At 34.7% G+C, this 21,093-nt stretch carries 21 protein-coding genes; 15 read left to right on the top strand and 6 right to left on the bottom strand.

What is annotated here, in order from left to right; genetic code table 11:
• Positions 1–33: 33 nt before the first annotated feature.
• The 10 genes from CJF12_RS12680 to CJF12_RS12725 all read left to right on the top strand — a co-directional run bounded on the left by CJF12_RS12680 (position 34) and on the right by CJF12_RS12725 (position 8,711).
• Positions 34–876 carry a glycosyltransferase family 2 protein gene (locus tag CJF12_RS12680; RefSeq protein WP_034680466.1) on the top strand — a complete coding sequence of 281 codons (843 nt, stop codon included), beginning with the start codon at positions 34–36 and terminating at the stop codon, positions 874–876.
• Positions 873–2,027 (top strand): glycosyltransferase, encoded by a 1,155-nt coding sequence (locus CJF12_RS12685; protein WP_034680469.1) that lies wholly within the window; start codon positions 873–875, stop codon positions 2,025–2,027. Before CJF12_RS12680 ends, CJF12_RS12685 begins: the two co-directional genes overlap by 4 nt.
• Positions 2,028–2,138: 111 nt before the next feature.
• The gene (locus CJF12_RS12690) at positions 2,139–2,618 is read left to right on the top strand and encodes an acyltransferase (RefSeq protein WP_228423504.1); all 480 of its coding nucleotides are present in this window, start codon (positions 2,139–2,141) and stop codon (positions 2,616–2,618) included.
• Complete coding sequence (locus tag CJF12_RS12695; RefSeq protein WP_034680478.1) at positions 2,611–3,762, top strand: glycosyltransferase; 1,152 nt, start codon at positions 2,611–2,613, stop codon at positions 3,760–3,762. The genes CJF12_RS12690 and CJF12_RS12695 overlap by 8 nt, the downstream gene beginning before the upstream one ends.
• 37 nt (positions 3,763–3,799) lie before the next feature.
• Positions 3,800–4,357 (top strand): serine O-acetyltransferase, encoded by a 558-nt coding sequence (locus CJF12_RS12700; protein ID WP_034680482.1) that lies wholly within the window; start codon positions 3,800–3,802, stop codon positions 4,355–4,357.
• Between the two features lie 321 nt (positions 4,358–4,678).
• Positions 4,679–5,347 carry a carbonic anhydrase gene (locus CJF12_RS12705; protein ID WP_034680484.1) on the top strand — a complete coding sequence of 223 codons (669 nt, stop codon included), beginning with the start codon at positions 4,679–4,681 and terminating at the stop codon, positions 5,345–5,347.
• Positions 5,348–5,368: 21 nt separating this feature from the next.
• On the top strand, positions 5,369–5,668 hold the full coding sequence (locus CJF12_RS12710) for a hypothetical protein (RefSeq protein ID WP_034680485.1): 300 nt from the start codon (positions 5,369–5,371) through the stop codon (positions 5,666–5,668).
• Positions 5,669–5,811: 143 nt separating this feature from the next.
• Positions 5,812–7,404: a SulP family inorganic anion transporter gene (locus tag CJF12_RS12715; RefSeq protein WP_034680486.1), complete on the top strand. Its 1,593-nt coding sequence runs from the start codon at positions 5,812–5,814 to the stop codon at positions 7,402–7,404.
• Between the two features lie 56 nt (positions 7,405–7,460).
• Positions 7,461–8,096, top strand: a complete 636-nt coding sequence (locus CJF12_RS12720; RefSeq protein ID WP_034680487.1) for a carbonic anhydrase — start codon at positions 7,461–7,463, stop codon at positions 8,094–8,096.
• 192 nt (positions 8,097–8,288) lie between these two features.
• On the top strand, positions 8,289–8,711 hold the full coding sequence (locus tag CJF12_RS12725; protein ID WP_034680488.1) for a hypothetical protein: 423 nt from the start codon (positions 8,289–8,291) through the stop codon (positions 8,709–8,711).
• A gap of 45 nt (positions 8,712–8,756) precedes the next feature.
• Here the strand turns inward: CJF12_RS12725 and pth are convergent, their stop codons facing one another.
• From pth to mfd, 6 genes are all read right to left on the bottom strand, one after another.
• Positions 8,757–9,320: an aminoacyl-tRNA hydrolase gene (pth, locus tag CJF12_RS12730; protein ID WP_034680490.1), complete on the bottom strand. Its 564-nt coding sequence runs from the start codon at positions 9,318–9,320 to the stop codon at positions 8,757–8,759.
• An 87-nt stretch (positions 9,321–9,407) separates the two neighbouring features.
• Positions 9,408–10,337 (bottom strand): hypothetical protein, encoded by a 930-nt coding sequence (locus tag CJF12_RS12735; RefSeq protein WP_034680491.1) that lies wholly within the window; start codon positions 10,335–10,337, stop codon positions 9,408–9,410.
• A 327-nt stretch (positions 10,338–10,664) separates the two neighbouring features.
• A complete protein-coding gene (locus CJF12_RS12740) occupies positions 10,665–11,408 on the bottom strand; it encodes a hypothetical protein (RefSeq protein WP_034680493.1) in 744 nt (247 codons plus the stop codon).
• A 3-nt stretch (positions 11,409–11,411) separates the two neighbouring features.
• Positions 11,412–12,227, bottom strand: a complete 816-nt coding sequence (locus tag CJF12_RS12745) for a hypothetical protein (protein WP_034680494.1) — start codon at positions 12,225–12,227, stop codon at positions 11,412–11,414.
• 3 nt (positions 12,228–12,230) lie between these two features.
• Entirely contained in the window at positions 12,231–13,052 is an 822-nt protein-coding gene (locus CJF12_RS12750; protein WP_034680495.1) for a hypothetical protein, read from the bottom strand.
• A gap of 139 nt (positions 13,053–13,191) precedes the next feature.
• Positions 13,192–16,554: a transcription-repair coupling factor gene (gene mfd, locus CJF12_RS12755; protein WP_034680497.1), complete on the bottom strand. Its 3,363-nt coding sequence runs from the start codon at positions 16,552–16,554 to the stop codon at positions 13,192–13,194.
• 254 nt (positions 16,555–16,808) lie between these two features.
• Between mfd and CJF12_RS12760 the strand changes: the two genes are divergently transcribed.
• The 5 genes from CJF12_RS12760 (at position 16,809) to CJF12_RS12780 (ending at position 21,048) form a co-directional block, all read left to right on the top strand.
• Positions 16,809–17,201 carry a hypothetical protein gene (locus CJF12_RS12760; RefSeq protein ID WP_034680498.1) on the top strand — a complete coding sequence of 131 codons (393 nt, stop codon included), beginning with the start codon at positions 16,809–16,811 and terminating at the stop codon, positions 17,199–17,201.
• A gap of 185 nt (positions 17,202–17,386) precedes the next feature.
• Entirely contained in the window at positions 17,387–17,656 is a 270-nt protein-coding gene (locus CJF12_RS12765; RefSeq protein WP_034680499.1) for a hypothetical protein, read from the top strand.
• Positions 17,657–17,789: 133 nt separating this feature from the next.
• Entirely contained in the window at positions 17,790–19,289 is a 1,500-nt protein-coding gene (locus tag CJF12_RS12770) for a GH3 auxin-responsive promoter family protein (RefSeq protein ID WP_034680501.1), read from the top strand.
• Positions 19,290–19,358: 69 nt separating this feature from the next.
• Positions 19,359–19,721, top strand: coding sequence for a hypothetical protein (locus CJF12_RS12775; protein WP_034680504.1), 363 nt, complete (start codon positions 19,359–19,361; stop codon positions 19,719–19,721).
• A 91-nt stretch (positions 19,722–19,812) separates the two neighbouring features.
• Positions 19,813–21,048, top strand: coding sequence for an MFS transporter (locus CJF12_RS12780; protein ID WP_034680505.1), 1,236 nt, complete (start codon positions 19,813–19,815; stop codon positions 21,046–21,048).
• Positions 21,049–21,093 lie beyond the last annotated feature (45 nt).

The following is a 21,093-nucleotide window of genomic DNA, read 5'->3' on the forward strand; positions in this document are numbered from 1 at the left end:
AGCATTTTCCAATTTATATAAGAATATTAAAAAATGAAATTCTCAGTTCTCATCGCACATTATAACAATGCAACCTATTTTAAAGACTGCTATGAAAGCCTTCAAAAACAAACATACACAGATTGGGAAGCAATTATCATAGATGATTGTTCTAGTGATGCTGAAAAAGAAATGGTGAAATCTATAATAGCCAATAATAGCAGATTTAAATTCTTCGAAAATCAAGTAAATAAGGGAGTTGGATATACAAAAAGAAGGTGTATTGAACTTGCAACCGGAGAGATCTGCGGATTTGTAGATCCTGATGATGCAATTCTTCCTACAGCAATTGAAGAAACAATAAATGTATTTAATTCTAAAAAAGATATAGTCCTTACCTATTCCCGGCTTTCAATCTGCGATCAAAATTTGAAGCCACTTTACCCTTTTAAGGCTTCCAGCCAGGTACTCAATAACGATCCTCTTTTTTTTAATTATCCAATTCAAATCGCACATTTTGTTGCATTTAGACGAGATACTTACATGAAAACCATAAAAATAAATCCAGAACTAAAAATTGCTGAAGATCAGGATTTATATTATAAATTATATGAGGTAGGAAAAGTTTACTTTATAAATAAGACGAATTATTTATATAGAACTCATTCTGGAGGAATCTCCCAAAATAATAACAAAAAAAAATCTCGCGAATATTATGCTCTTGTAATCTGGCAAGCCATGCAGCGAAGAAACTTAAAAAAAATCAATGGGATAGAAATTCCTGAGACTTTTAGTAACGCACAGGAAATTTTTAATTTATTGGAGTATCAAAATAAAATATCCTATAGAATCAAGAAAAAGATATTAATCATTTTACAAAAATTTTCACAACAATGAGCCATAACAAAAAAGTAAAAGTTCTTTTCAGGCATCGTTCAATGGAAATGGGAGGTGTGGAAAAAGTGATTCTAAGTATGCTTAATCATCTCAACAAAGATCAGTTTGAAATAACAATATGCCTCAATATGAATCAAGGTGAGTTGCGTAATGAATTTCCAAATCATGTAAGAAAAGTATATCTTACTAAGGGAAAAGAAGATTTCTCTAAAAATCCTATTATTCATAAAGCACAGTTGTTGAGCAGAAGATTCAAACTTCGAAAAGCTCAAATAGATTCTAAAGTTGCAGATAACCTATTAAATGAAAATTATGATGTGGAAATTGCAGCAACTTATTCAGATTTCAGCCCTGTTTTAAACTCCTCAAATAAAAAATCAAAAAAAATAGGCTGGTTCCATTCAGACATTACAGTTCCAAAACTTCAGCCGATAGTCCCCCGAATTCTACGTCAAATTCCACAATTTGATTATTTTATTTTCGGGTCCCAGCAGACTAAAGATATATTAGTCGAGACTTATCCTGATTTGAAAATACCTGAAAATCAAGTTATTTTAAATGCCATTCCTATTGAAGAATTAAAGCAAAAAGCAATAGAATTTACTCCAGAATTTCCTAAAAAACCTGTTTTTGCTTCAGTAGCTAGACTGCATACCCGAAAAGGATTTCATAAGCTTATGGAGGCACATGCTCAATTATTGAAGGACGGTTTTGATCATCACATCATCATCATTGGTGATGGAGAAGAGCGCGCAAACTTAAGCAAACAGGCAGAAAATCTTGGAGTAACTAATAGTTTCCAGCTTTTAGGATCCATGATAAACCCTTACCCTTTTGTAAAAAACTCAGATTTTTTCATTCTTCCTTCTGAGTCTGAAGGGTGGCCATTAATTATTGCGGATGCATTAATACTACAAAAACCTATAATAGCAACCAATGTAGGAGGAATTCCCGAAATGATTACTCATAAGGAGAATGGTTATCTTATCAATTACGAAGTTGATGATATGTACGAATCGATGAAGGCATTTCTTACGCAACCGGAATTAGTTTCTGAAATAAAGATAAATTTAAAGGATATTGAAAAACAATTTGACAACCAAAAGATTTTCGATAGTGTAGAAGCAATTATCACCGATTTGGTGAAGTAGAAACTTTAATCAATAACAATGAATCTATTATACAGACTTATCCTAAAAATACATACAATCTGGAAAAGCATTTATGACAGGGCATACATTGAAATTTGCAAATCCAGAGGTATGAAGGTAGGAAAAGATGTAATTTTTATTGAAGCTCCTGCTTTCGGTTCGGAACCTTATCTTATTGAAATAGGTACTAGAACTAAAATTACAGCAGGATGTACTTTCATTAACCACGATGGTGCAATGTATGTCATCCGAAGTATGGAAAAATACAAAGACGCCAGAAACTTTGGCAGGATAAGGATTGGTGAAAACTGCTTCGTAGGAAATAACTGTACTTTTTTACCAGGATCACAAATGGGAAATAATTGTATTTTAGGAGCAGGTTCGGTTCTGAATTCTTCAATGCCCGATAACTCAGTCTATGCGGGAGTTCCTGCAAAGTTTATATGCACCATTGAACAATACGGAGATAAATCATTGGAAAACAACACCATGTACCCTCGCGAATTAGAAACAATTCGTCCACACCTTGATGAGTATATTTCAAAAAATTTACCTTATACTTATAAACCTGTAAAGAAAACGAATGACTGATAAGAAGAAAATCCTTATCCGAATCGGCTCTCTTCGCCATGGAGGAGCCGAAAAAGTACTCGCTACTTTTTTAAAGAACCTTCCCTCTGATCAATATGAAATTGACCTGCTTTTAAATCTGTATTCAGGAAAATATTTATCTGAGATTCCGGACTGGATCAATATCATCTATCTTAACAAAGGGGAAATGATTACCACAAACCGTATTCAGGACATTCTTCCAAAAGCAAAAAGAGTTATCTATCAGAATATCTTAAAAAGATTTCCCACTCTACTTTATAAGGGTAAATTAAAGAACAAAAAATACGACATAGAGTTTGCAGCCATTCATGGAATGCGCGACGAGATTTTGAACTCACCTTTGCAATCTTCAAAAAAAGTTGTCTGGATTCACAATGACTTATCTGAAGTAAAAGGATATTCAGATGAGGAAATCAAAAAATTTTTCAACTTTGATAGAATACTGGTTATTTCTAAAAAAATTGAAGATCTATTTTATGATCTCGCTGAAAATGATTTTGAAAAAAGAAAGGTGATAAGAATTTACAATCCTTTGGATACACAAGAAATTGTAAGCAAAGCTGAAAAACCTGTTATAAATTATCATTTTGAAGAAACTGTACCGACATTTGTTTCAGTAGGAACCGTCTTCCCTCAAAAGGGCTTTGACAGGCTTTTAAGAACTCATAAAAAGCTACTTGATGAAGGCTTAAAGCATAAAGTTCTGATTATAGGAGATGGCTATGATTTTGAAAATATCAAAAAATTAAAATCCGAGCTAGGTATTGATGAATCGGCTACCATGTTAGGATTCACAGACAATCCGTATCCTTATTTCAAAAATGCTTCATTCTATATATTGAGTTCGAGATATGAAGGCTTTCCCACAGTTCTTTTTGAAGCTATTACTTTAAAGAAAAAAATCATTGCTACAGAAGTTTCCGGCGTAAAGGAAATGTTGGATAATGGAGAATTGGGACTGATTGTTGAAAATTCAGAAGATGGCATTTATGAAGGAATGAAAAAGGCTTTAGAAGAACCAATCTTTTTTTTAAAATACCAGGAAAATCTCAAAAATTACGAGATGCCTTTTAATCTTGAAAATTCAGTAAATAAAATAAGTCGTATTTTAGACGAGCTGTAATTACATCCGTCATTTTTAAACCGGTTCAAATCAAGATATGTCAGAAAAACGCACTACCATTCAAAAAGATTTCCATAGAGAAAATGGGAAATGGCTTTCCACCCTTGAGATTTGGGCAAAATGTGTTAATCCTAATCTTCATTTTATTTACCTTCTAAGAAAAGCTCAGGAACATAAGAAAAAATCAATATTAGGGATTTTCTGGAGATTCATTTTAAGGCATCACCAGATAAAATATGGTTTTCAGATTTATCCGGAAACTCAGATTGGGGAAGGACTTTATTTAGGACATTGGGGAAGTCTGGTAATCAATCCCAATACTCAAATCGGAAAAAATTGTAATATCGCGCAAGGTGTTACTATAGGCCAGCAAAATCGTGGAAAAAATACAGGAATCCCTACCATTGGTAATGAAGTATGGATCGGTGCAAATGCAGTAATTGTAGGAGGTATTACTGTAGGAAATAATGTTTTGATTGCTCCTAATTCTTATGTCAATTTCGATATCCCGTCCGATTCCGTTGTAGTTGGAAATCCTGGCAAAATCTATCCGAAAGAAGATGCTACAGAAGGCTACATCAATAATAAAATATAAACAAAACCTTTAGATCCGTTTATTTATTTTAAGAATATTTTAATTATTATATTATTCCTTTATAATTAAATAGTTTGTAATTTTATCCCGTTATTTATGAGCTAAAATTACCACACCGCCCTTGATTTTACAATAAAAAACAATATCATTGACAAGTTTTAAAAGTAAAATATGATTTTATGTATATTTCAATATTAAACTTTGTTAAAAGAGATCAACCTTTCATCAAAAATTATATTTTTGCATGATTATTGATTTAATCTATTAGATTTGAAAATAATTTAAACGAAATAAATAATTATAAACCCTTAAATTTATTTTATGTCTCAATCGTATGAAGTTATTTTCGAAAACAATAGAAAATGGGTAGAATCCAAAATTTCTCAGGATCCAGCCTATTTTGAAGAATTAGCGAAGACTCAGCATCCTGACTATCTGTATATCGGATGTTCAGACAGCAGAGCTACAGCTGAAGAATTAATGGGGGCTAAACCTGGAGAAGTTTTTGTTCACAGAAACATCGCTAATGTAGTTAATACTTTAGATATGAGTTCGACAGCTGTTATCCAATACGCTGTAGAACACTTAAAAGTAAAACACATTATTGTTTGTGGGCATTACAACTGTGGTGGTGTAAAAGCAGCGATGACTCCTCAGGATTTAGGATTGTTAAATCCTTGGTTGAGAAACATTCGGGATGTTTACAGATTACACCAGGGTGAGCTTGATTCTATTCAGGATGAAGGTAAACGTTATGACAGACTTGTTGAACTGAATGTTCAGGAGCAATGCATTAACGTTATTAAAATGGCTTGTGTACAAGAAAGATACATTTTAGAAGAGTATCCTATTGTTCACGGCTGGGTATTCGATCTTAGAACCGGGAAAATTATTGATTTAGAGATAGATTTCGAAAAAGTTTTGAAAGATATCCAGAAAATCTATAACCTTACGGAATCTGATTGGGTAATGAACAGAAAAACAACGTAGTTTTTCTAAAAAGAATGTGAGATGAAATTCTGGAGTATTATTGTTTTAACGGTTTTCCTCAACTTTACAGCACTGCCAAGCATTGCTGTCATAGCTGGTTGGGATTTACTGAGAACAAATATAATAGTAAATGAAGAAGAGCCACATTCTCATCCTACCACTTTTACTGTTTACGAAAAGACACTTCCAAAAACTTTGGATGTATTCGATTTTCTTAAATTTTTCGAACCTGATCCAAAAGACAGGTCTTTTGTTCTGATAGATGATTCCTTTCATCTGTCGCCTCTATTAACGATATTCTCTCCTCCTCCGGAAGCCTAATCCTGATAGTTAGATTTTTTTGATAGTTTACACACTACTGTATCATTTTTTGATATGGAACACACACGCCTTTTAAAAATTAAATTTTTAATCTTTTACAACTGATTAGACAGATAAATCGATTGTATTTCACAGCTTACATCATGAAAAAGACATCATTAATAGGAGGAATCAAGGAAAATTTCCCTTCAGGACTCGTTGTATTTTTAGTAGCTCTTCCCTTATGTTTAGGGATTGCTTTAGCCTCAGGTGCTCCGCCCTTATCCGGAATTATTGCGGGTATTGTAGGAGGGCTCGTAGTAGGAACAATTAGTAATTCAAACATTTCGGTTTCTGGTCCTGCCGCAGGATTGACAGCAATAGTTTTAACAGCTATTACAGACCTTGGCGCATTTGAACTTTTCCTTTGTGCGGGGATTGTTGCTGGATTTATTCAGCTTGTCCTTGGATTTGTCAGAGCTGGGAGTATTTCTAATTATTTTCCTAATAATGTTATTGAAGGGATGCTTGCAGCCATTGGTATCATTATTATTTTAAAGCAAATCCCCCATGCATTAGGATTTGACAAGGACTACGAGGGACACGAGTCGATCTTTGATAATGGGCTAAATTTTAATTATTTCACCGAGCTATTTGATGCTATACATCCGGGAGCTATTATTGTAACTATTGTTTCAATAAGCCTTTTGTTAATCTGGGACAAAGCTCCTACTCTAAGAAGGATGAAAATGCTTCCCGGAGCATTGGTTGCCGTAGTTGCAGGAATCTTATTGAATGAAGTCTTTAAAGCGACAGGAAGCTCATTGGCAATAAAAACAGAACACTTGGTTTCTTTACCTGTTCCAAAATCTATTGAGGATTTTAAAAATTTAATTACATTTCCTGACTTCGGTGGATTTACAAACACGAAGGTTTGGATAGCAGGAGCAACAATTGCGATTGTAGCTTCTATTGAAACGCTACTTTGTATTGAAGCATCGGATAGATTAGACAGACAAAGAAGGATAACAGATACCAACCTGGAACTTAAAGCACAGGGAATTGGAAATCTTGTAAGCTCATTTATTGGAGGACTCCCGATGACTTCTGTAGTTGTAAGAAGTTCAGCCAATGCAAATGCAGGAGCAACCTCTAAGCTTTCGGCTATGATCCACGGTGTCCTGCTCTTGGTGTGTGTACTTACAATTCCGTTTTTACTCAATCTAATCCCTCTCGCTACATTAGCAGCGGTATTGATTTTAGTCGGATATAAACTTGCGAAACCTGCCACTTTTAAACATTTCTGGCGTTTAGGAAAATTTCAGTTTATACCATTTGTAGCAACCGTTGTAGCCATTGTGGCAACAGATTTACTAAAAGGAGTTGGAATAGGGCTTGCTATCTCTATTTTCTATATTCTTCAGGGAAATATGAAAAGAGCTTATTATTTAAGCAGAGAAAAGTTGGATGATGCAGATGGAATCACGATTAAACTGGCAGAAGAAGTTTCATTTTTAAATAAAGCAGCCATCAAAAAAACACTTAAAAATATTAAACCTAATTCTATGTTAACCATTGATGCCAGAGATACTTCATACATTGCGACGGATGTTCTGGAAATGATTCAGGATTTTGCTAATATCCGGGCAAAGGAAGAAGATATCAATGTAGAACTATTAGGTTTTAAAACATCATATAGAGATTATGAGAAAGATGAAAATTCACATATCATAATTACTCATAAAAGAGCAATGTAAGCTCATTCAAAATAAAATTTTTTTTTAACTTTAAATTTGTAAAACAATTAAATTATATGAAAGCACATACGTATGAAACACAGTCTACGATTACTCCTGAAAAAGCATTAGACTTTTTAAAAGAAGGAAATCAAAGATTTGTAAATAACCTTAAAGCCAACAGAGACCTTCTGGAGCAGGTAAATGACACACGTGAAGGACAATGGCCTTTTGCAGTGGTTTTAAGCTGTATCGACAGTCGTACATCTGCGGAGCTTATATTCGATCAGGGATTAGGAGATGTTTTCAGTATCAGAATCGCTGGTAACTTTGTCAATCAGGATATCCTTGGCTCAATGGAATTTGGCTGTAACGTTGCCGGTTCCAAACTTGTTGTTGTTTTAGGACACACTAAATGTGGAGCTTTAAAGGGAGGGCTTGACGCAGCACAAATTGAAGGCATGGGAATGGATAACCTTAACCACCTTATCAATCATTTTGATCCAATCATCAATGACATAATTGAAGAAAATGAAGAACGCTCATCAAAAAACAGCGCACTTCTGGAAAGGCTTAATCAGCAAAATGTGAAAAAAGCGATCGAAGATATCCGTAAACAAAGTTCAACGCTTAGAAACCTTGAAGCCGAAGGTAAAATTAAAATCGTTGGAGCTAACTATGATGTTGAAACAGGTGCTGTAACCTGGTTATAATAAATGATTAGTTGCATATTTTAGATCAAAAGGAACTATTCAATACTCCAAAGACCATCGAAATTCGATGGTCTTCTTTATTTAAACCATCATTAAGATCTTGTTTTAGCAAAGTTTTAACAAAGTGCCTGACATTACAGGTTTAGAAAAATACTTACATTTGATACTCGAAATGATGTTACCAATATACTTATGAAAATACAAATAAACATTCTTCTGATTGGAGCTCTACTCTTCTTAAATGGTTTTTTAAAAGCTCAAAAAACAGTCAGTGATACTCTTGCCTATGCCAAAAAGTTTGAGACCAATAAAGAAAAATATATTGGAAAAGCTTTTTCTCTTTTGCTAAAGGATATGGTTCAACTACAACCCAAAACAGCAAAATCTGATATTCAAGAAAATGTCAACAATCCTTTGCCAAGTACATTATTTAGATTTTCGGACAAGGATATGAATTCCGGTAATGAAGTCACTTTAGTCATCAGGTGGAAGCCCGATAACTCACCAACCACTCCAATAGAGTTTTTTGAGCAGGAGCACAATTATCGATTTACCGTAAGTGAAAAAAACTTCTTTGAAAAGAAAATAATAAAAGACATTACAGTCTACAAATAACAAAGCCTCCATTTCAGGGGGCTTTAATTTATATGAAACTCAAGTTTATTTACCATTAAAAGCAGACATTGTATTATTAATACCAGCAAAGACAAATGACAAACATGCTTTTGAAAACTTGTCAATTCTTTCGGGCAGCTTCTCTCGCTCCTCTTCATTCCATGTCCCTAAAACATAGTCAACCTGTCGGCCTTCTGAAAAGTCTGCAGATATTCCAAACCGGAGTCTTGCGTAATTCTGAGTTTGTAATACTTCATTAATATTTTTAAGCCCGTTGTGTCCGGCGTCAGATCCTTTCATTTTCATCCTAAGGGTTCCAAAAGGCAATACCAGATCATCGGTTACAATCATTATATTTTCCAAAGGAATATTTTCTTTCTGCATCCAATACTTTACGGCATTTCCGGAAAGGTTCATATACGTGTCCGGCTTTAAGATTAATACTTTTCTTCCTTTATATTTACCCTCTGCCATCCATCCAAAATTAGTGGTATTGAAAGAAGCGTCAAGTGTTTCCGCAATTTTTTCCGCAACTTTAAAACCTATATTATGGCGTGTATTTTCATATTCGGAACCTTTATTACCAAGACCGACAATTAAATATTTCATGTAGAAAATTTTTGCAAAATTAGAGATAAAAAATAAAAAACTCAATCCGATAAAGAATTGAGTTGTATGTATTGTTTAAAAACTTTTTTATAAAGGCTTATAAATATAGTTGATTCCAAATCCTTTGGTCACATAAGTCTGAGGATCATAATGATAATCTGTACTGAATATAGCAGGCATCGGAATAGGTGTTGTAAGATCTGTAATTGCCATTCTCTTAGGGCTATTCGGAGACAATGTCAAGCTTCTTCTATCATTGTATTTGGTTGATAAAATCATAGATACTTTATACGCAAATGGTAATAAAGAATAAGCACTTATCTGGCTATCGAAATTAGTATAATCATAGCCCAGTTTTTCAGTAGGAGCTCCATGCACATTGTTAGTCATCGGCCCATAGTGCCTTACTACCCTGGCTACATTATCTCCCAGATAAGTATACCCTGTATTTGAATATTCTGTATAAGCAAATGCCCCTGGTATATCATCTCCTGTTTCCATAAGAATAGAATCAAGTTTGCTTGTAGCAGCAGCATATTTTAAATTATAAAGAGTTTTTGTTTTTTTCAAAAGAGTTTGTGGTCCCGGAGTCGTAGCGGGAGGTACAGGATCCGGTCTTCTGTAAATAGACCGGTTTTCAGAAATTTTTTCTAATCTGCCTGATACACCATAGGTGAAGATCTGAGAGTAAGATATACTGTCTTTATCAAGTTTCCCATTATTATCTAAATCCAGAAAACCTCTAAAATCAATTTTACTTACTTTATCTCCACTATACATTACGTCTGTAATAGAAGCACTATCTGTAAGTACTCTCGATAGAAGCAGACCATTATAATGATACTCTGCAATAGTATCCGCATCAGTAATTTCTCTGTATAGCGCTCTCGGGCCAATTAATCCTGTATTATTATTTAGGTCGATAAGAGGGTTACCATCCTCATCAATAAGGTCTTTACAAGAATGGATGGAAGAAAAACCAGCAAACAGTAAAATAAAATAGAAAAGTTGTTTCATTTCTAAAGGGGATTATTTATTTTTTCACAAATATAATTTTTTTTTAAATAAAAAGTATATATTTATTTATATTATAATAAAAACGACAATTCAACTGAACAGTTCTAAAAATTTCCAAATACACGTCTCAGCAAATCCAAACCCACGACATATACAATTAAAAATCAGATACATAAAATAATAAACAGCAGCTTCTTCTAAAAAAATAAAAAAGCATACATCAGACATTTAACTCGATCGTAATTCCGAAAGTGATAAGCTATCTCCATAAAAAAAATCTAAAAGTTTCACTTTTAGATTTTTTTTATTTTGGGTTAATCTTGTAAATTAATAAGGCTGTAGTACCTGAGTTGTCAATACAGACTGCGCCATATCATCATTTAAAAAAGTAGTGTTTACAGCTTTTCCGGTTCCTAAAGTTCCTGAGTTCAAATTTCTCTTTGTACATGCAACTTTTACACTATAGTTATTCTGAGGTGTAAGGTTAGTCAGTGTGGCATTAAGATTAAAAACCTTATTAGTTCCGTCACCGCCTACTAAAACGTCAGTTCTCACGGCCTTAAGCATATTATTTACGAAAATACCACATGCATAACTTATAGAAGAGTTAGCATTAGTTGTTTTTTGAGTTGTGGTTTGGAAGGTAAATACCACTTTGTTAGTTGCATTTGTAGTAGAGAAAGTATCTACAGCTCCTGCCAGTACAGTCCATGTCGCATCCAGAGCAGCATTTTCAGCATACGGAGCTGTTGAACCATTTGCCCCGCTAAAAGTAGCTCCCGTTTTATCGGAAACCGTATTCATAGAAAACAAAGCCATACTCCCCTGCCCATCAGCTATTTTTATACTTTTCCAATCATTCACTGACAAATCAGAATTGTTATGCAAAATATCCCCTGCATTTCCGGCAACTCCTTTTACATTATTAGTTCCTCCTGTTCTCAACTCCTTATTGATATTCAAATCTCCATTAATATCCAACATATTTACCGGAGTCGAAGTATTTATACCCACCTGAGCCTTAGCTAGACCAACACCCAATAATAGTATTATTAAAAATATTTTTTTCATGACTTAATTTAAAATTGGGTTAAACACTTGCGGCACTTCATACACATCGATTTTCAAAGAAGACTGAGCAATAAAGCTATCAATGTTGGTAGCAACATTAATCCCAATTCCCAAAGTAGCATTATTGGTGTTATACGACTTTAGTCTTGAGCAAGCAACACTAATGTTATGGGTTCCCTTAGTAAGGTTTTCTGCAATTCCTATCTGATTATGCGTTAAGAATGTGCTAGCGGCACTACTTGCCTTTATATTCCCTTGTCGAAGGTTCACTAATTTATCATCTACAAAAATTCCGCAGGCGTAGTCGATTGCCGTATCCGGATTACCGTTTGCCGGAAAGTTAGTATGAATTACCGTTTCAAACTGAAAATAGGTTTTACTATCTGTACTGTATACCTGGAAAGGCTGTGATAAAGCAGTAATTTTCTTAAAATTATTAAAGGTGCTGAATGCAGCTCCTTTCACAAAGCTGGTAGATCTGGTAGATGCTGTACTGGATTCTTCAGAACCTGTAAAAGTAACACCCGTTCTGTCTGAGAAAGAGTTATTAAAAATCAAATAAAATTTATTCACTTCATATTCAGGAATTCTAAGCGTTTTCCATACCGGAGGGTATCCTTCGCCCTGAGAAACTAAAACCTGATCATTAGTTCCTTGAGAAAGGCTGTTATTTGTAGTGCTTAGTAAAACAAGCTTATTGCGGAGATTAATATCTCCATTAACGTCTAATTTTGCTCTGGGAGTTACTGTTCTTATTCCTATCTGCGCAGATAAAGACAGCCCTACTGATAAAAACAGGATAGATAAAATATTTTTCATGGATTAATTGCCTTTGTAGGTTATATATTCAATAATATCAATCTTTAGATCTGACTCTAAAGTGAATGCATTGGATGCTGTATTCGTATTCGAAATATTACGCCCAATGGCAAATTGACTATTAACATCTGATGTTGTAATTTTCCTACAAGCCACTTCTAGTTTCTGATTACCCAGAGGAACATTCTGCTCGGTATAATTAAGGGTAAAAATATATTCTTGGATTCCGCCTTTATCGGAATTATTGTTTGAAGAGATTTTATCAGGGCGGATAGCAACAAGTTTCCCTCCTCTAAATACGCCACATGTAAAACTAATATTCTGTGAGGTTGTTGCTACAGGAGCCTTCATTTCAACTCCTGTCTGAAATTGATAGGTGACCCTGTTTCTCGCGTTTTTTATTTTAAAACTGTTTTCAAGACCTTCAATCTTTACCCACTTTCCTTTTCCGGTATCCGTAATATTATCTCCAACACTATTGGTGTAAACATTATCACCCGCAACTCCATTCGATAAGCTAGTAATTCCTTTTTGATCTAATGATAAATACGAATTAATCAATTTATACTGTCCTTCCTCCATAAAGGACACATTGATCGATTTCCAAATTGGAGGTAAGTTTGGGCCTTGAGAAACCAAAACCTGGCCGTTTAATCCGGCATTTCCGACTTGCGACGAAGTACCGCCTACTCTTAGCTCTTTTCTTAAGGTAGTTTTCCCGTTAACGTCGAGAGCAGCATTGGGTGTACTTATCCCAATTCCCACCTGGGCGTGCGCATAGATTGAGCAAAATCCGATAACGCAGCAGTAAATAGTTTTTTTCATAATAAGGGCTGCAAAGGTACATTTTTTTTATATAAAACACTATTGTTTAATTATTTATACTATAGAAATATATCTAATAACTAATAGAATTCTTTATACAAAAAAGTAGAATTATTTTTACAGCCAGCAAAAACTCCTTCTATAAAGCCAAAATCGACTTTAATAAAAGATTAACCTCATCTACATTTTTTACTTTATCTTTTCGCATCATCAGGTTATTTCCTTCTTTCCCTATTTTTTCCTTAAGCTGTGCTTCTGAAGGGTTTTGGGTTAAATAACTAATAATATGCTTAAACTTATCGGTCTGATAAAACTTATCCTGTGGATTACTTGGAAAATATCCTAAAAAGACTCCATTTTTCATAACAATCTTTTCAAAACCAATATCAGCAGCCAGCCACTTCAAGGATACACTTTTTAAAAGATTAACAGCCTCTTTTGGCAAATCACCAAAACGATCAATCAGTTCATTTTCAAATTTTTGAAGATCTTTTTCATTATCTATTTCAGCAATTTTCTGATAGAGTGATAACCTTTCTTCCGTATTAGAAATATAAAAATCAGGAAGCATAAGCTCCAGGTCGGTATCTATATTTACATCTTTTACCGATTTAAAGAGTTTTTGTCTATCCTCTTCATTATCAAATAAATTCTCAAAATCCTCATCATCTTTTAACTCTTCCAAAGCTTCCTGCATCAGTTTTTGATAGGTCTCAAACCCCATTTCGTTGATAAAACCACTTTGTTCCGCTCCTAGCAAGTCACCTGCTCCGCGGATCTCAAGATCTTTCATGGCAATTTGAAAACCACTTCCTAAATCTGAAAACTGCTCAATAGCTTCCAATCTTTTTCTTGCATCAGAAGTCATCATATCATAAGGTGGTGTGATCAGATAACAAAAAGCTTTTCTATTGCTTCGTCCTACTCTCCCTCTCATCTGGTGAAGATCTGCCATCCCAAATCTCTGGGCATCATTAATAAAAATGGTATTCGCATTAGGAACATCAACACCACTTTCAACAATTGTCGTAGAAACCAGAACATCATATTTACCCTCCATAAAGTCAAGTACATTTTTCTCCAGCTGCTTCCCTTCCATCTGACCATGCCCGGTAATCACCCTTGCATCAGGAACTAATCTCTGAATCAGCCCGGCAATATCTTTCAGGTTTTCTATCCTGTTATTAATGAAATAAACTTGCCCATCCCTCTGTAGTTCATAGGATACAGCATCACGAATAATCTCTTCATTGAATCCTACAATCTGTGTATCAACAGGCTGCCTGTTGGGAGGTGGTGTTTTTATAACCGAAAGATCCCTTGCCGCCATTAAAGAAAACTGCAAAGTTCTCGGAATTGGCGTCGCTGTTAAAGTCAGTGTATCTACATTACTTTTAAGGGTTTTTAATTTATCTTTTACAGAAACTCCGAATTTATGTTCTTCATCAATAATCAGTAAACCTAAATCTTTAAATTTCACACTGGCGCTAGCCAGCTGATGTGTTCCTATAATAATATCTACCTTTCCATTTTTCAAGCCCTCTAAAGCTTCAGATTTTTGTTTTGCTGTTCTGAACCTATTTACATAAGATACATTAACTGGGAAATCCTTTAGTCTTTCTTTGAAACTTCTGTAGTGCTGAAATGCAAGAATAGTAGTCGGAACCAGAACAGCTACTTGTTTACCGTCAGTCGCGGCTTTGAATGCCGCCCGAATAGCAACCTCTGTTTTACCGAACCCCACATCACCGCAAACCAATCGGTCCATTACGGTACTGGATTCCATATCCTTTTTCACGTCAATCGTTGCTTTTTCCTGATCTGGAGTATCTTCATAAATGAAACTTGCCTCCAGCTCATTTTGCAAATAAGAATCCGGAGTAAAAGCAAAGCCTTGTGCTGTTTTTCTTTGAGCATATAATTTGATCAGGTCAAAAGCAATCTGTTTTACCTTTGCTTTTGTTTTCTGCTTCAAGGATTTCCATGCCGGTGAACCCAGCTTACTCAGAACAATCTCTTTTCCATCCGGCCCGTTATACTTGGATATTTTATGCAGTGAATGAATACTTACATACAACAGATCTCCATTTTTATAAGTCAGTTTAAAACATTCCTGGATTTTCCCATCATTATTCACTTTCACCAATCCCATAAATTTTCCTATTCCATGGTCGATGTGAGCAATATAATCCCCTACTTTCAGAGACATTAGGTCTTTCAGGGTCAGTTGTTCAGATTTTGCAAAAGTATTTTTGGCTTTATATCTCTGATACCGGTCAAAAATCTGGTGATCCGTATATACTAAAAGTTTATGATTATAGTCTACAAATCCCTCGTGCAGTTCCGACTTAAAGCTTTTGAAAAAAGCCTCATGTTCCAATTCTTCAAAAATGGATTCCAGCCTTTCTTTTTGCTTTTCCGTCGAAAAAGAAATCCAGGTATCAAAGCCTTCACTTTGTTTTTCTTCAAGATCCTGAATTAATAATTCAAAATTCTTATGAAAAGATGGTTGAGCAGTTTGCTCTATGGTAATATTAAATGTTTCGAGCTCTTCTATTCCGACACTGCTGAAATCGATTGTTTTAAATTTTTTATAATCGAATAAAAATTCCTGATCAGAAATAAACAGTTCCTGCGGGGTTCTATGTGCAATATCTTTACTCAGAGTTTCATATTTTTCCAGTGCTTTCTCGTAAAATGATTTGATTTTCTGAAGTCCTACAACTGCATTTTTAGAGACAACAAAACTTTCTTTAGGCAAAAGCTGCAGCAAGGAAACCCTACTCGCTGAAACCGAAAAGTTCATATTGGAAACCAACTGAAATTCTTTTATTTTATCAATAGAAAGCTGTGTTTCAATATCAAAAGTTTTAATGCTTTCTACTTCGTTTCCAAAGAAAGTAATTCTGTAGGGTTTCTCATAAGAATAAGAAAAAACATCTACAATCCCACCCCGTACAGAAAATTCTCCCGGCTCTGATACGAAATCCGCTTGCTGAAACTGATAATGTGAAAGCAATTCGTCCACAAAATCGAAATCCAATTGATCCCCCACCTTAATATGATGAGAGATGGCCTTAAAATCCTCTTTCTTTAAAACTTTTTCAGATAATGCCCCGGCATAGGCAACGATCACTTTCGGAGATTTGCTAGAGTTAAGTTTATTTAAAACCTCTGTCCTCAGGACAAGATTTGCATTCTGTGTTTTTTCAACCTGATACGGCTCAAGATGAGTTGCAGGAAAGAATAGAACTTTGTCTTTTCCCAATAAATCTTCTATTTCCGTATTAGCATATAGGGCTTCTTCTTTATCATCAATTAAATAAAGGATATTCTTTTTCTGTGTCAGGAAAAGTTCCGCTACAAAAACAGAAGAGGAAGACCCTGCATTTCCTTTAACGGAAATATGCTGATGAGCTTCTAACTGGGTGAAAATTTCTTTACCAAATTCTTTTTGCAACAAATCTGGAAGAAACTTTTCATTAATGGCTTTTAACTGCATAGATAATGGTGGTATAAACGACGAAATCGATTTCGGGGGTTTCCGAAATCGTTATCACATCTTAACAAAGGTAAATATATTTTTCCCAACTCACCACAACGAACATTATACAATAAACAAAACTAACAGAAAACAACAATATTAATAATAAATTTCAGCCAATTCATTTAATTAAACGTTAAAAAAATCATCATTTTATTACATGGCATAGTGTTTGAAAATTCCATTGATACGAAACATTAAATAATAATATTATGAAAAAAGCAATCAAATTTTTAGGAGTTTTTATGTTGGTCTTTTTTACGGCCATCGCAATTTCTTCGTGTAGCAGAGATGATGATCCTGCCAACAATGACTTCTTTGCAGGAACATACCGGGGAAGCGTATCATATAATGATGGATCCACAAACACAAGCACTGATGACGGAAGTGTATTTGTAACTAAAATCGCCAGTGGTACAAAATATAATTTTGCCTTTTCAAACGGTATTCCCGCATTGAATGGAATTCAGTTTGAGCAAAAAGGAGACAATACACTGGTAATGGTTGGATCAAATGCTACTTCATACATCAGAATCGATAACAACGAATTAAAAATCCTGTATGCTAAAGATGGCAAAACATGGACTGCCAATTGTACACGATAAAAAATAATTACCTCTATAAAAAAACCTGTTCCTTACTTACGGAACAGGTTTTTTTATAGAAAATAAGGGACAGATTTAAGCTTTTTTTAATCTGTAATAAACTTTAGTTAAGTTTCTAAACGCTAGATTTTTCAGCCTGATTTTTGTATATCTTTACTTAACAAAACCAAAGTAATATAATTCCTATGAAAAAACTATTATCAGCAATGTCACTAATGCTAGGATTAGGACTTGCTACAGCTCAGCAAACGGCACCGGCAACAGCTGCTAAAACCGTTCAGCAAGCTCCAAAAACTGTGAAAGCCGCTGAAACTAAAATGGCAACAAAATCTGCCACAGCATCAACCGCTGGAATGAAGATGAAAAAGGATGGAACTCCAGATAAAAGATACAAGGCAAACAAGCGTCTAAAAAAAGATGGCACACCTGATAAAAGGTACAAAGCCAACAAATAAACTCAACATATAGTTGTTATTTTCATAATCAAATTTCGAAGAACCGATGAACTCATCATCGGTTTTTTTATGGTATATCTCTTAAAAACACCATTAGATTCTTTAGTTATTAGTTATTTTATAAATTTGAACCATGTTAAGCTTTCTTAAAAAAAATATAGCGTTGCTTTGGGCAAAAAAACACGTCCAAAAAGCCGAAGAATTTAAAAAAAATGCTGAAAAGGATCAGGAAAAACTACTCTTGTCCTTAGTTAATTCTGCAAAAAAAACTCTTTTTGGAAGAGAGCATGAATTTGAAAATATTCACTCGATCAAAGATTTTCAAGATAAAGTATCTGTTGCTGATTATGAAGATCTAAAACCCTATATAGAAAGAGTAAAGAAAGGACAATCTAATATTCTATGGACTGACACTCCTGAGTACTTTGCAAAAACATCCGGCACAACTTCCGGTTCAAAATACATTCCCATTTCTAAAGAAGCAATGCCTTATCAAATCAAAGGAGCACAAAGTGCCCTCTTTCACTACATCGCTCAAAAAGGTAACGCTAATTTTGTCAACGGAAAAATGATTTTCTTACAGGGCAGCCCGGAGATGGAAGAAGTGTACGGAATCAAGACAGGACGCCTTTCAGGAATCGTTGCTCATCACATTCCGAATTACCTTCAAAAAAATCGTCTGCCGAGTTGGGAAACCAATATTATAGATGATTGGGAAGCCAAGGTTGACAAAATCGTAGAAGAAACAGAAAAAGAAAACATGACCCTGATTTCAGGAATCCCACCTTGGTTGATCATGTATTTTGAAAAGCTGATCGAAAGACACGGAAAAAAGATAAAGCAAATTTTCCCCAATCTTCAGCTTATTGTGACGGGTGGGGTAAATTACGAACCTTACCGTGACAAAATGGAAGATCTCTTGGGTGGAACAGTGGATATTATTCAAACATTTCCAGCTTCAGAAGGCTTTTTCGCATTCCAGGATGATTTCACCAAGGAAGGTCTTTTGCTTTTAACAAATCATGGTATATTCTATGAATTTATTCCATTGGAAGAGTACGGAAAACCAACAGCAAAAAGATTAACCTTAAAAGATATTGAACTTAATAAAGACTACGCCTTAATACTAACCACGAACTCAGGACTTTGGGCATATTCAATTGGTGATGTGGTAAGGTTTATCAATAAAAACCCGCATCGTGTATTGGTAAGCGGAAGAACAAAACATTTCACATCTGCTTTTGGTGAGCACGTCATTGCATTTGAAGTTGAGGAAGCAATGAAAGCAGCTTTAGAAAACTACCCTGCTCAAATTACAGAATTTCATCTTGCCCCTCAGGTAAACCCAAGCGAAGGACTCCCTTATCACGAATGGTTTATTGAGTTTGAAAAAGAACCTGCCGATCTAACAGGCTTTAAAGATGAACTTGACCAACAGCTAAGAAAACGCAACACCTATTACGATGATCTTATTTCAGGAAACATCTTACAAAAACTGCAAATTACACGGCTTAAGAAAAATGCTTTTCAGGAATATGCTAAATCACAAGGAAAGCTGGGTGGACAAAATAAGATTCCAAGATTAGCAAATGACAGAAAAATCGCAGATTTATTAGAAATCTATAAATTTTAATTACTTTTTTTCAATTCCAAAAACATATATTCAAAAAAAATTATAAATTTGGAAAACTAAATAAAAATAATGAAAGTATCTGTACTCCTAAAATCCTCTTTTTTAACCTCTTTATTTTTAATCTCATCATGTGCTACCACAAAATATAGTGAAGATGTTTCAAAAAACAATTATTCTAACCTGGAAGCAGGAAGAGTATATATTGTTACGATGAAAGATGGCTCTAAAAAGCAAAAAATGCTATTTCGTAACGTGCAAGGTGATAATATCGCAGGAACGACAGGAAAAAAAGACAGTACAGAAGTAATTATTCCTAAAGCAAATGTTGCTGCGGTGAAAGACCGATCAAGAGCAAGGGTAACAGCAGGAGCTGTTGTGATAGGAGCAGCGGCGGCGGCGGCCATTGTAATCAGCGCATCAAGAGCAGACTAATAGACCCTATCTTTTAAAAAGTATTTGATTTATCATTTGAAAAATCAACCTCCCAACAGTTTTAAATCAATATTTAGAGCTATTTTTGCGTATGATTTCCTTTACTCCGTTAAAAACATTGAAAAATGTTGAATTCAGAAATCTTCTTACAGGAAGATTTTTTATTGTTTTAGCCTTTAGAATGCTTGCTACCTTACTCGGATGGTGGGTATATCAACTAACAAAGGACCCATTTTCAATAGGATTAATAGGATTATCTGAAGTCATTCCAGCTGTTAGTTGCGCTTTGTATGCCGGACATGTTATCGATATGAACGAAAAGAAGAAACTTCTTCTTATTTGTAATTATGCATATATCTTCCTGATAGGTTTGTTGCTTATTCCTGCTTTTTTTGATGTAGAAATGCATTTTTCAGGACACCAGATCACGTATTTCATTTATGGGGTTATTTTTTTCACAGGAATCGCAAGAGCTTTTATCGGGCCTATCATCCCATCTATGATTCCTAAAATTGTAAAAAAAGAAAATTTACCCAATGCCGTAACTTTAAATCAGGCTACCTTTCTGATCTCTTCTGTTTGCGGACATGCCGTAGGCGGTTTTCTGATCGGATTCTTTGGTGTAAAATGGACATTAGTAGTTATTATATTACTCATCTTCACCGCATCATTGTTTTTCTGGCAACTCCAAAAACAGTATTCCGAATACAAAAAAGATTCTGTAAAAATAGTAGAGAGCATGCGGGAAGGGATTTCTTATATATTTAAAACCAAAGAAATTCTGGGTGCTCTTTGTTTAGATATGTTTGCGGTACTTTTTGGGGGAGCTGTTGCCATGATCCCAGTATATGCTACGGATATTCTGAAAGTAGGCGCAGAAGGATTCGGATTATTAAACGCTGCTTCAGATATTGGAGCTATGTGCATCATCACAATTCTATCCATCATTCCATTAAGAAGAAACCAAGGCAAGATACTATTGGGGGTAGTAACCGGATTTGGACTCTGCATTATAGGATTTGGACTCTCGAATATATATTGGCTGTCATTTATGTTTTTGGTATTGAGCGGAATGCTAGATGGAATATCCGTTGTTATACGAGGTACAATTGTACAGTTAAAAACACCGGACCATATAAGAGGGCGCGTTCTCAGCGTCAATTCAATATTCATTATGTCCAGTAATGAAATGGGACAGTTTGAAAGTGGTCTTTCTGCAAAGCTTCTGGGGGTAGTTCGTTCGGTAGTTTTCGGGGGTACGATGACCGTTCTTATCGCCTTACTTGTAGGAACTACAAATCCTAAATTAAGAAAAATGCAATATTAAACACATATTCACCGTTCTATTAAATAAATCTTAAAAACATTAATT

Origin of the sequence: Chryseobacterium piperi (assembly GCF_002285635.2) — a bacterium.
Lineage (GTDB): Bacteria > Bacteroidota > Bacteroidia > Flavobacteriales > Weeksellaceae > Chryseobacterium > Chryseobacterium piperi.

What these genes read in the sequence shown, in the direction of transcription:
- CJF12_RS12680 (WP_034680466.1), top strand. Translation starts at nt 34, where the DNA reads ATGAAATTCTCAGTTCTCATCGCACATTATAACAATGCAACCTATTTT.
- CJF12_RS12685 (WP_034680469.1), top strand. Translation starts at nt 873, where the DNA reads ATGAGCCATAACAAAAAAGTAAAAGTTCTTTTCAGGCATCGTTCAATG.
- CJF12_RS12690 (WP_228423504.1), top strand. Translation starts at nt 2,139, where the DNA reads ATGAAGGTAGGAAAAGATGTAATTTTTATTGAAGCTCCTGCTTTCGGT.
- CJF12_RS12695 (WP_034680478.1), top strand. Translation starts at nt 2,611, where the DNA reads ATGACTGATAAGAAGAAAATCCTTATCCGAATCGGCTCTCTTCGCCAT.
- CJF12_RS12700 (WP_034680482.1), top strand. Translation starts at nt 3,800, where the DNA reads ATGTCAGAAAAACGCACTACCATTCAAAAAGATTTCCATAGAGAAAAT.
- CJF12_RS12705 (WP_034680484.1), top strand. Translation starts at nt 4,679, where the DNA reads ATGTCTCAATCGTATGAAGTTATTTTCGAAAACAATAGAAAATGGGTA.
- CJF12_RS12710 (WP_034680485.1), top strand. Translation starts at nt 5,369, where the DNA reads ATGAAATTCTGGAGTATTATTGTTTTAACGGTTTTCCTCAACTTTACA.
- CJF12_RS12715 (WP_034680486.1), top strand. Translation starts at nt 5,812, where the DNA reads ATGAAAAAGACATCATTAATAGGAGGAATCAAGGAAAATTTCCCTTCA.
- CJF12_RS12720 (WP_034680487.1), top strand. Translation starts at nt 7,461, where the DNA reads ATGAAAGCACATACGTATGAAACACAGTCTACGATTACTCCTGAAAAA.
- CJF12_RS12725 (WP_034680488.1), top strand. Translation starts at nt 8,289, where the DNA reads ATGAAAATACAAATAAACATTCTTCTGATTGGAGCTCTACTCTTCTTA.
- pth (WP_034680490.1), bottom strand. Translation starts at nt 9,320, where the DNA reads ATGAAATATTTAATTGTCGGTCTTGGTAATAAAGGTTCCGAATATGAA.
- CJF12_RS12735 (WP_034680491.1), bottom strand. Translation starts at nt 10,337, where the DNA reads ATGAAACAACTTTTCTATTTTATTTTACTGTTTGCTGGTTTTTCTTCC.
- CJF12_RS12740 (WP_034680493.1), bottom strand. Translation starts at nt 11,408, where the DNA reads ATGAAAAAAATATTTTTAATAATACTATTATTGGGTGTTGGTCTAGCT.
- CJF12_RS12745 (WP_034680494.1), bottom strand. Translation starts at nt 12,227, where the DNA reads ATGAAAAATATTTTATCTATCCTGTTTTTATCAGTAGGGCTGTCTTTA.
- CJF12_RS12750 (WP_034680495.1), bottom strand. Translation starts at nt 13,052, where the DNA reads ATGAAAAAAACTATTTACTGCTGCGTTATCGGATTTTGCTCAATCTAT.
- mfd (WP_034680497.1), bottom strand. Translation starts at nt 16,554, where the DNA reads ATGCAGTTAAAAGCCATTAATGAAAAGTTTCTTCCAGATTTGTTGCAA.
- CJF12_RS12760 (WP_034680498.1), top strand. Translation starts at nt 16,809, where the DNA reads ATGAAAAAAGCAATCAAATTTTTAGGAGTTTTTATGTTGGTCTTTTTT.
- CJF12_RS12765 (WP_034680499.1), top strand. Translation starts at nt 17,387, where the DNA reads ATGAAAAAACTATTATCAGCAATGTCACTAATGCTAGGATTAGGACTT.
- CJF12_RS12770 (WP_034680501.1), top strand. Translation starts at nt 17,790, where the DNA reads ATGTTAAGCTTTCTTAAAAAAAATATAGCGTTGCTTTGGGCAAAAAAA.
- CJF12_RS12775 (WP_034680504.1), top strand. Translation starts at nt 19,359, where the DNA reads ATGAAAGTATCTGTACTCCTAAAATCCTCTTTTTTAACCTCTTTATTT.
- CJF12_RS12780 (WP_034680505.1), top strand. Translation starts at nt 19,813, where the DNA reads ATGATTTCCTTTACTCCGTTAAAAACATTGAAAAATGTTGAATTCAGA.